Origin of the sequence: Candidatus Planktophila sp. (assembly GCF_040402275.1) — a bacterium.
Taxonomy (GTDB): Bacteria; Actinomycetota; Actinomycetes; order Nanopelagicales; family Nanopelagicaceae; genus Planktophila.
Window position 1 is genome coordinate 1 of sequence record NZ_JBBAMW010000024.1, and the last position, 10,550, is coordinate 10,550.

Consider the following 10,550-nt stretch of genomic DNA (forward strand, 5'->3'; position numbering starts at 1 on the left):
GAAAACTGGAGTTCTCGCCAAGTAATCCACCACTGCGCAGATAGTGAAGCGCAGTCATACGCTCGCCTACGTCGTTTAGTGGCAGAGCCCAACCCAGTAATTCAGGGATATGACGAGAACTTGTGGGCGCAGGATGCAACTCTTGGGTACACAGAGTTGCCTATTGAAAATTCAATTGCAGTCTTTACTGCTGTTCGCGCTGGATCGTTAGACATCATCAAGCGCTTAAAGCCTGAGCAATTAGAGTTAACGGGCACTCACACTGAAGCTGGGGAGTACTCCTTGAAGCGTTGGCTTGAGACCTACACACGCCATGCAAATAACCACGCGGATCAAATCAAGCAGAATTTGGCCTAGTAATAAGTAGGTAGACACCTGAGTTAGCCTTGGTTATATGGGTCCAGCTTTTAACCGCATGTGGGCATCTAGCATTGTTTCTAACCTCTCAGACGGCATCCTCATCGCAGCCGCACCTTTGCTGGCCATCTCACTTACCGATAGCACCGTCTTAATTTCAGCAATTGGTGCCAGCGTGATGCTGCCGTGGCTTCTTTTTGCTATTCCAATTGGAGTCTTGGTCGATCGCGTAGACCGCCGATTTATATTGGCTGGGGCAAATGCCACACGAAGTGCGGTGGTTGGGGTGCTTGCCCTGCTCATTGCCACAGATCACGTGACTATTTATTGGTTGCTTGTTGCCTCCTTTGTTATTGGTGTGTGTGAGGTTGCAGCAGATACAACTGCGCAATCTTTGATCCCGCAGATTCTGGAAGAGAAGAACTTCGAAAAAGGTAATTCACGTCTGCAAATCTCGGAAACTGTCATTCAAGGATTTGTAGGTGCACCTATAAGTGGCTTCATATATGCCATCGCAATCGCCCTACCTTTCTTTATTAACAGTCTTGGTTTGGCAGTGGCTTCATTGCTAGCACTTTCAATTCCCATTAAGTATCTACAAAATGTGCGCAAAGATGACGTTGAGAAAGAAAAAAAGAAGTTTGTTGCAGATATGAAGTTTGGTATCAAATACCTATTTAATGAAAAAGTTCTGCGCAGACTTGTCGTGACCACAGCATCTATTGGCGTGTGTTACTCCATGGGCACCGCAACTATGGTCTTGCTCATCATTAAAGAACTAGAACTTCCCAAACAGCTCTTTGGCGTGATTCTTACAATCCAAGGTATTGGTGCCATTACGGGCGCATTTATGGCCCCACGACTTTCCAAGAAATTTGGCAGAAGTCGCGTGATGACCGTTGGCATAACCTCAAGTTCACTTGTGTTATTGCTCCAAGGATTTTCACCAAATATCTATGTCTTCGTGGCCCTTGCCACCTTTGGCGGCTTCGCAGTCTCGCAATGGAACATCTTGTTGATGGCGACCTATCAAACAGTTATTCCTACCGAGCTCTATGGACGCATCCATGGAACCCGCAGAACCTTGGTCTGGGGGATGATGCCGATCGGATCATTGATGGGCGGGGTTCTTGCCCATTACAGCCTTCGCTTGCCAATGTATGTGGGTGGGGCTATAGCCACGACCCTTGCCTTCTTATCTATCGGCTTCCTGCTCAATATTGCCGAGACAGCCAAGCCCTCGAAATAGCCGAGATATCACCCCGATTGCACTAAATCTTTATCTGGTTGTTATAAAGCAGGCGCATACGCGAGCTGTTCTCCTGTTGCTCATCTGCTGTTCACTAAGGCACACTTTCACCACCAAAAGCGCCTATGGGGTAGGTCGACTCTCCACAGACGCTTTTATTCAACCCTCAAGGAGGAACTATGAAGTTCACACGTAGCGCAAAGTTTGCGCTCGCAGCTGCAGCATCAGCGGCGTTGGCAGTTTCACTGCTAACACCAGCACAGGCTGCAACACGTTCAACTATCGTGATTCACGATACAAACTCATTAACGTCATTTAACTCAGGTACACCAGATACAAACCTCACAATCAATAGCAAAGTGGGATATTTGTCGGGATCTGGATTTAATTATGTTGATAATAAGAAGAACGTCATCCAAAATAAGATTTTTGGTTCATACAAGATTATAAAGAACAACGCAACTGATTTCCGCGTTCAGTACACAATTGCACCAGGACGCGTTTGGTCAGATGGAACTCCAATCAACGCAGTTGATCTATTGCTATCACACGTTCTTTCAAGCAATAAGTACTCAATTGAAGCTGGTCTTGGAGATCCAGACAGCGACAACGTTCCAGCATTTAACTCAAATGGCTACGGTGGAACTTACAACGATAACCTCGTTGGAGCGCCAGTACTTTCAGCTGACAAGATGACTGTGACACTTCAGTGGAAGCAGAAGATTGCTAACTGGGATCTTTACGGTCCTGGACCATCAGCTGTACACGCGATGGTTCTAATTGCAGAAGGAAAGAAGGGTCTACAGTCAGTTAAGGATAACGAAGCTGCTCGTGATCGCTTCTTTGCTGCATACACTTCAAAGAACACTGCAGTACTAAAGGCTCTTGGTAAGGTCTATTCAGAGGCTTACAACATCACTCAGGTTGATGCAACAACAAATCCACTCCTATTCGTAGGTAACGGTGGATTTATCGTTGACAGCGCAGTGACAAAGTCATCTGTAACACTTAAGTCAAACCCTAAGTACAACTCAGGTCCTGCGCTAAGCGGATCAGTTGACACAGTTATCTTCAAGTTCATTTCAGACGGTACAGCTGCTGCACAGGCACTTGCTAACGGTGAACTCGATGTGTACTCAGGCCAGCCAACAGCTGACTCAGTAGCAGCATTGAAGAAGTTAACAAACGTCAACGTACTAGGCGGAATTAACGCTTGCTACGAGCACTGGGATACCCGTGTGAATGCAACTTCAGGACAGTCTGATTACACCGGACTATTCAAGGGACATGGCGGTAAGGGTGCAGATCTACGTAAGGCATTCTTGCTAGCAGTTCCTCGTACAGAAATTAACGAGAAGCTAATTGCCCCAATTAATCCAAATTATGCAACTCTAGGCTCAACATTTATCTCTCCAGGAGTTGAAGGTTACGATCGTCTAGTTGCAGCAAACGGTTCCGGTTACTACGTCGGACCACAGGATGTACTTAACGCTAAGGCACTTCGCCTAGTAAAGAAGTACTACCCAAGTGCAAGTGCAACAAACCCAGTAACGGTCAACGTACTTGTTCCGGGTAACAACCCACGTCGTGCCGCAGAGTTCGCACTTGCAAAGGCAAATGCACTCAAGGCTGGCTTTGATCTAGTTGGAGATGTTCAGGCATCATGGTCTCCAAAGATTCAACTAAGCAAGTACGACGCACAGTTCTTTGCTTATTGCCCATCGGCAATAACTCAGGCTGGATCAAATGCCAACTTCCACCTAGGTGGAGGAAACAACCGTAACGGCATTAACTTGCCACAACTAGATGCAATTCTAGATAAGTTGCAGGTTCCACTAGATAATCGGGCATACATCTCACTACTGATTCAGGCAGAACGCATCATCCATGCTGAAGGCCTAACAAGCGGTGTGTTCCAGCACCCAGCAGTAGCTGCAGTTAACAAGAACCTCAAGGGAATCAAACCATCACCACTTTCCCTCGATGTTGCTTGGAACTACTGGGAGTGGGCGTACTAATAGCTTGATTCGTAAGCTATTACCTCTGCTTTCAACAGCAGATTAAGTACTAAGCGAGCGGCACTTGGTTTAAAAATCAGGTGCCGCTCGCGCTACTCTTTACTACGTAGCTGGGGATTCATTGAGGTACCACCAACAATAATTGCAAGGAGCTTTTAATGCTGAACTACATCATGCGCAGAATCGGCGTATCAGTGATGATCTTGTTTGGATCCAGTTTTTTGGTCTACAACCTTGCCGCATATGCAAGTGATCCACTAGCTGAGCTTCGACTTAGTACCGATGACGGTGCTAAGCAAAGAATTATTGCGTTGACACGCGATCTTCAATTAAACGTACCCCCACCTATTCGTTATTTTTTGTGGCTCAAGGGCGCTCTTGGCTTATTCGTAGGTAAAATGGATTTGGGAATGACTCGCGAAGCGACATCGGTACAACAAGAACTTGCATATGCAATTCCAGTGACACTTCGTCTAGTTTTGGTAGCAACAATTACGGCGCTCGTGCTGGGCCTTGCACTAGGAATCATTTCAGCACTCCGTCAGTACAGCCGATTTGATTATGGAATGACTTTCCTTGCTTTCCTTTTGTACTCACTTCCAATTTTCTGGGTTGCCGTTCTTCTTAAAGAGTTTATGGCAATTCAATTTAATAATTTCTTAAGTGAGCCTAATATCCCAATTAAATGGATACTTATATTTTCGATTTTTACCGGAATTTTTTGGAGTTCTTTGCTCGGTGGGGAGCGAAAGAGATTCTGGAGTGTTTTCGCAGGAGCATTTGTAACCAACGCAATAATTTTGTGGGCAATTGATTTCACAAATTGGTACCTGAATCCAGGTCTTGGCCCGATTTTGATTGCATTCCTATCTATCGGAGTAGCTTTTGGTGTCACCGCAATATCAACTGGATTAAGCAATGAAACTGCCAAGAAGGGTGCGCTCACGATGGCTGGCCTGGCGGTACTTTGGTATTACCCAGCACAGTGGATCTTTAACAACTTTGGTTCGTATTTAACAATCTTTGTTCTCATTACTTTGATTGTTCTGACTGGTTTGGGAATTTCGCGCGTCTTTAGCAAGGTTGATCGGGGCCCTATCGCGCGAACGGCGATCATTACAGGCCTGATCAGTGGGTTTCTCATAGTTGCTGATCGAATTATGCAGAGTTGGGCCGAATATGGCGCAACTGATGCGGTTAACCTTCGTCCTGTTCCGACATATGGACAGCGCAAAGATCAGCTCGTAACCGATGATTTTTGGATAAATAATTTAGACATCATTATGCACTTAGTCCTTCCGACTTTGGCTTTGATTTTGATTTCATTAGCTGGCTGGATTCGCTTCTCTCGTGGTGCATTGCTCGAGGTTTTGAATCAAGATTACATTCGTACAGCAAGGGCTAAGGGTCTTAATGAACGAGTCGTAATTACTCGACATGCCTTCAGAAATATGATGCTACCGCTCTCCAGTCTCTTTGTAGGTGAATTTGTTGGGTTAGTTGGCGGTGCAGTAATTACTGAACGCGTATTTGGTTGGCAAGGAATGGGAACCTTGGGTATTAAGGCGATTAATAGTTACGACCTAAATCTTTTGATGGGCGTTAACTTATTGTTGTCGATCTTGGTTATTTCCGGAAACTTAATTGCAGACTTAGTGTACTCAGCCCTCGATCCACGTATTAGATTGGGTAAGTAACCATGAAACTATTTGGTCGTAAAGATATTTCAACTGGCGAGATCCTCGCTGGTGGTGAGAATGCAATCGCCAATAAGGAGATTGAAGGCCTCAGCCAAGGACAGATTGTTCGTCGTCGTTTTTTTCGACACCGTGCCGCTGTCATTGCTCTAGGGGTCCTGGCTTCAATCGTTATCTTTGTGATGACAGCCCTTGAGACTAAAATTGGTCCGGTTCGAATTCCCGGTTGGTGGAAGTGGACAGTTGAAGATATTCCAGACCTTCGTTACGAAGACTGTCCTGGCGGCACAACTGGTTGCCCAACGATTTCTTTAAATCCGACAGGGGCGTTCGGAATGGGTACGCACCCATTTGGCCAAGATGACATCGGCCGTGATTACTTTGCATTGGTTATGAATGGCGCACGACGATCACTCATGATTATGTTTGTCATCGGGGCAGTATCCGGATTTATTGGCGTTGTTGTGGGATCCATTTCAGGTTTTTACGGCAAGAAAATTGATGCTGTCTTGATGCGCCTAGTCGACTTCATTCAAACCGTTCCAACGATCATTATTGCGGCAGTCATTGGCAAGGCTGCAGGCCGTGTAGGACCCTTATTTCTTGCGCTATTCCTCGGCTTGCTCGGCTGGACTGGTCTTGCGCGTCTCGTGCGTGCTCAGTTCCTGCAATTGCGTGAGATGGAGTTTGTAGATGCAGCCCGTGTTGCTGGCGCATCAAATATTCGAATCGCCTTCAAGCACATTCTGCCGAATGCAGTAGGTCAAATCATTGTTTCGGTAACGCTCATCATGGCTGGGGCTATCTTGACCGAAACCGCACTCTCTTATCTGGGCTTTGGAGTTGTTGCTCCTGATGTCTCACTGGGCCTATTAATTAGCCAGTATGAGTCCTCATTCACCACACGCCCTTGGCTCTTTTGGTGGCCCGGTTTCTTTATTATTTCGATTGCACTTTGTGTTAACTTTATCGGTGATGGTTTGCGTGATGCATTTGACCCACGCCAGCGTCGTCGTATTACAAAGAAGGATCGCCTTCAGGCGAAGCTTCAGATTAAGGCTGGTGAGTAGTTATGACTGAAAAAAATGTTCTTGAGATCTCTGATTTCAATGTTGATTTTTGGGTAGATGGAGTTTGGTACCCAGCAGTTATTGACATGAACCTGGGACTGGCTGCAGGCAAGGTCACCGCAATTGTGGGTGAATCAGGTTCTGGTAAGTCAACAACGGCACTTGGTCTTATGTCACTTCTTGCTTCAAATGCTCGAATGGCAGGCAGCGTTGTGGTCAAGGGCGAAGAGATGCTCAATGCAAAGTCTGCTGTGTTGCGTGAGTTCCGTGGAAAAGAAGTTGCATATATTTTCCAGGAGCCAATGACAGCTTTGAACCCACTGTTCACAATTGGGTATCAAATTGTTGAAACATTGCGTAACCACTTTGATATGGGTCCAAAGGAAGCACATGCTCGTGCTTTGGAGTTAATCACTATGGTGGATATTCCAGATCCGGAGCTATCGATTAATAAGTATCCACACCAACTATCAGGTGGACAGCGCCAGCGCGCGATGATCGCGCAAGCACTTGCTTGTGATCCTGCATTGCTCGTTGCTGATGAACCAACAACAGCACTTGATGTGACAGTTCAGGCTGAAATCCTGGACTTAATGCGTGGTCTTAAGGACAAGCTCAACTCTGCCATTCTTTTGATTACACACGATATGGGTGTCGTTGCCGATATGGCAGATGAGATCCTTGTTATGAAGGATGGAATAACCGTTGAAAAGGGCACCGCTGATCAAATCTTCAATAAGCCACAACATCCATACACACAGCAGTTGCTGGGATCGGTACCAAAGCTGGGATCAACAAAAAAGCGCGCACTTCCTTATACGGAGGATGCAAAGCCAGACCCAGTCTTGAAGTTATCTAACGTGACTATCGAATATCCAAAGCGGGGTCGCCAACCAGCATTTACTGCGGTTAAGAACTTCAACCTGGAAATCTATCCAGGTGAGATTGTTGGTCTTGTAGGAGAGTCTGGATCAGGAAAGACAACTGTGGGCCGTGCAGCAATTGGATTGCTTCCAATCAAGGAAGGCTCACTAGAAATTGTTGGCAAGGACATCAGCCATGCAACTCAAAAAGAGCTTTTCACAATTCGTCGCCACACCGGAATTGTTTTCCAAGATCCTGCTTCATCTCTTAACCCACGTCTTCCTATTGGTGAATCAATTGGCGAGCCGCTGTTCTTGGCAGGTCTTGCAAAGGGTGCCGAGCTTGCACAGAAGGTTGAAGAGTTACTTGATCAGGTTGAATTGCCACGTAGCTATCGCAACCGCTACCCACATGAGCTTTCAGGTGGCCAGCGCCAGCGCGTAGGAATCGCACGTGCTCTCGCACTAACTCCGGATCTTTTGATTGCTGATGAACCAACATCAGCACTGGATGTTTCTGTGCAAGCACGCTTCTTGGATCTCTTACAAGAGCTACAAGTTAAGCTCAACTTTGCTTGCTTGTTTATCTCTCACGACTTAGCAGTTGTTGACATCCTGTGTCACCGAATTGCAGTAATGCAAAATGGTTTACTTGTAGAAGTTGGCGATCGTGATCAGATTCTGAAGAAGCCAAAAGATGACTACACCAAGCGTTTGATCTCAGCAGTTCCTGTTCCAGATCCTGCCGAACAACGCATCCGCCGCGAGGCACGTCTAGCTCTTAAAAAGTAAGCCCCGCTTGTGGATCTAGACCTTTTGGTCTTTGGCCTAGACCTTGTTTCAACCTTTGCATTTGCATTAGTTGGAGCCAGAGTTGCAGCCAATAAAGGTTTAGATTTTGGTGGCATCTTATTTATTGCAGCCGTTGCCTCTATTTCCGGCGGCACATTGCGTAATCTTTTTATGGGGGAGCAACCACCCTGGGTTCAGCGCCCTTGGTTATTTGCACCTATCGTTGCTGCATTTTTGATTACTGTTGCACTGGGTAAGAAACAAGCCGTGGGTCGTCTTGCTTTATCACTGGACACATTAGGACTAGCCGTTGCAACAGTTTCAAGTGTTCAGTTCGCACTGTCTAACGATGCACCCTTGGTGGCAGCTGCTGTCCTTGGATTAATCGGAGCGGTCTCTGGTGGATTGTTGAGAGACATCATGTGCCAAACAGAGCCGGTGTTATTGCACCGAGAAACTGTGGGCACCGCCTGCCTTTCTGGGGCGGTTATTTACTTAGCCCTGGATTCTTTAGATCTGAATGAAGCCATTTCCGTTGCCGTTGCAGGGATCGTTGTGGTGTTGGTGCGCGAGCTCTCCATCAAATTCAACTTGAACCTACCGACCGTCTCTAAGGGGTAATTAATCCCTGGCTTGACCGCTTCTGTGGGTGTAGCGGCCTAAGAAATCAGCCTTCATGTCGGCAAAGTTTCCATCGAGTAATGCCTGGCGCATCTGATCGACCAAGCGCACAATAAATCGTTCGTTGTGAATCGTTGCAAGGGTTGCGCTAATGATTTCTTTGCCGCGGAATACATGGTGCATATACGCCCGTGTGTAGTGCGTACAGGTGTAACAGTCACACTCATCATCAATTGGGGTGAAATCCCTCTTAAAACGGCTGTTAGACAGGTTAAAACGCCCTTCCATCGTGTACACCGCACTTGTGCGTGCAATACGGCTCGCTAAAACGCAATCAAAGGTGTCACAGCCGTTTTCAACCCCAACAAATAGATCTTCAGGTGCACCAATACCCAAAAGATGTCGCGGCTTATCTTCAGGCAGGATTTGATTGACCCAGGAAACGATTGTTCCGAGCTGTCCCTTATCTAACGCCCCGCCGATTCCAAAGCCATCAAAGGACTGCCCACTAGATTCCAGTGATCCAAGATCAGTGGCAGCTTTTTTGCGCAGGTCTTCATATTGGGCCCCTTGGATGACACCGAACAATGCTTGGTAGGGCTTAGTGGTGCGCTCTTCTGTTAACCGCTTGTGTTCATCTAGACATCTAATGGCCCAGGCATAGGTGCGATCCATAGCCAGCTCTTGATAGGGACGGGTGTTATGCAAGGTGGTGCATTCATCAAAGGCAAACATGATGTCGGCACCAATCTGGTGCTGCACCTGCATAGAAACTTCAGGGGTAAAGCGATGCATGGTTCCATCAAGGTGGCTCTTAAAGGTCACACCTTCATCATCAACATGTGCCAAGCGATCTTTGTTGCCAGCGATCACATCATCTCTGCGAAAAGTTTGTGCATCCATTGCTAATACTTTTTTAAATCCAACACCGAGTGATAAAACTTGAAAGCCACCAGAGTCAGTAAAAGTTGGCCCAGGCCAATTCATGAATTCGCCAAGCCCGCCAGCCTCATCCAGGATGTCTGCGCCCGGCTGCAGATACAGGTGATAGGCGTTAGATAAAAGAGCTTGTGCACCTAAATCTGCTATGGCTTCAGGCAGAACTGATTTAACAGTTGCCTTGGTGCCCACTGGAATAAATGCAGGGGTTTGAATTGGCCCATGAGGGGTATTGATAGTTCCAACACGTGCCAGTGAATCACTTGCGGCGTGCTTGATATCAAATGAAAAACTCAAAAGCATCTCCTTAGAGGCACGCATGAAAGTAGTTGAAGCTTCAACCTTTGCCGTAGACTGCACTCATGGCACGTGAAAACGCTACCGCACCTAGGTGGCTCAACCCCACTGAAATGAAGGCTTGGCGCCGCTACATCCTGGCCAGCCGGCGCCTCATAGATGAATTAGATGCAGATCTTGGCGAGCATGATTTATCCATGCCTGATTATGAAATTTTGGTCCAGCTAAGCGAAGCCCCTGATCGCAAAATGCGCATGAGCGAATTAGCAGCAAACGCCCTGCTATCTAGATCTCGCCTTTCACATCGCATGAAGGTTATGGAAAAGGCTGGTTGGGTAAAGCGCGAAGCATGTCCAATCGATAAGCGCGGCTACTTTGCAGTGATGACAGCTAAGGGATGGAAGGCAATTGTTGCAGCTGCCCCAGATCACGTTGACAGTGTGCGGAGCAGATTTATGGATCATTTAACAAAAGCAGATCAACAGGTATTGGCAGAGATCTTTGAACGCGTTGAGCAATCACTACGCAAAGATGTTGTAGAAGATTAAATGTTAAAAAATAAAAGAGCATAAAAAAACCCGCCACATAGAGTGGCGGGTTTTTTAATATGCTTGAGGGCTTTACTTAGCCTTCTTTGCTGCCTTCTT

At 46.7% G+C, this 10,550-nt stretch carries 9 protein-coding genes; 8 read left to right on the forward strand and 1 reads right to left on the reverse strand.

Translation table 11 applies throughout. The features are described 5' to 3' along the window. The 7 genes from AC9UEY_RS05090 to AC9UEY_RS05120 all read left to right on the forward strand — a co-directional run. The coding region (locus AC9UEY_RS05090; RefSeq protein WP_509538672.1) for a DinB family protein at window positions 1–357 on the forward strand (357 nt) is incomplete at its 5' end. 37 nt (window positions 358–394) lie between these two features. Further along, on the forward strand, window positions 395–1,606 hold the full coding sequence (locus tag AC9UEY_RS05095; RefSeq protein WP_509538675.1) for an MFS transporter: 1,212 nt from the start codon (window positions 395–397) through the stop codon (window positions 1,604–1,606). Window positions 1,607–1,785: 179 nt separating this feature from the next. After that, on the forward strand, window positions 1,786–3,624 hold the full coding sequence (locus AC9UEY_RS05100) for an ABC transporter substrate-binding protein (protein WP_509538678.1): 1,839 nt from the start codon (window positions 1,786–1,788) through the stop codon (window positions 3,622–3,624). A gap of 158 nt (window positions 3,625–3,782) precedes the next feature. After that, window positions 3,783–5,321, forward strand: a complete 1,539-nt coding sequence (locus AC9UEY_RS05105) for an ABC transporter permease (RefSeq protein ID WP_509538681.1) — start codon at window positions 3,783–3,785, stop codon at window positions 5,319–5,321. A gap of 2 nt (window positions 5,322–5,323) precedes the next feature. Beyond that, the gene (locus tag AC9UEY_RS05110) at window positions 5,324–6,391 is read left to right on the forward strand and encodes an ABC transporter permease (RefSeq protein WP_509538684.1); all 1,068 of its coding nucleotides are present in this window, start codon (window positions 5,324–5,326) and stop codon (window positions 6,389–6,391) included. Window positions 6,392–6,393: 2 nt separating this feature from the next. Continuing rightward, window positions 6,394–8,046: an ABC transporter ATP-binding protein gene (locus AC9UEY_RS05115; protein ID WP_509538687.1), complete on the forward strand. Its 1,653-nt coding sequence runs from the start codon at window positions 6,394–6,396 to the stop codon at window positions 8,044–8,046. Between the two features lie 9 nt (window positions 8,047–8,055). Then, the gene (locus AC9UEY_RS05120) at window positions 8,056–8,667 is read left to right on the forward strand and encodes a trimeric intracellular cation channel family protein (RefSeq protein ID WP_509538690.1); all 612 of its coding nucleotides are present in this window, start codon (window positions 8,056–8,058) and stop codon (window positions 8,665–8,667) included. Here the strand turns inward: AC9UEY_RS05120 and tgt are convergent, their stop codons facing one another. After that, window positions 8,668–9,909 (reverse strand): tRNA guanosine(34) transglycosylase Tgt, encoded by a 1,242-nt coding sequence (tgt, locus tag AC9UEY_RS05125; RefSeq protein ID WP_509538695.1) that lies wholly within the window; start codon window positions 9,907–9,909, stop codon window positions 8,668–8,670. A 59-nt stretch (window positions 9,910–9,968) separates the two neighbouring features. Between tgt and AC9UEY_RS05130 the strand changes: the two genes are divergently transcribed. Continuing rightward, window positions 9,969–10,451, forward strand: coding sequence for a MarR family winged helix-turn-helix transcriptional regulator (locus AC9UEY_RS05130; protein ID WP_509538693.1), 483 nt, complete (start codon window positions 9,969–9,971; stop codon window positions 10,449–10,451). Window positions 10,452–10,550 lie beyond the last annotated feature (99 nt).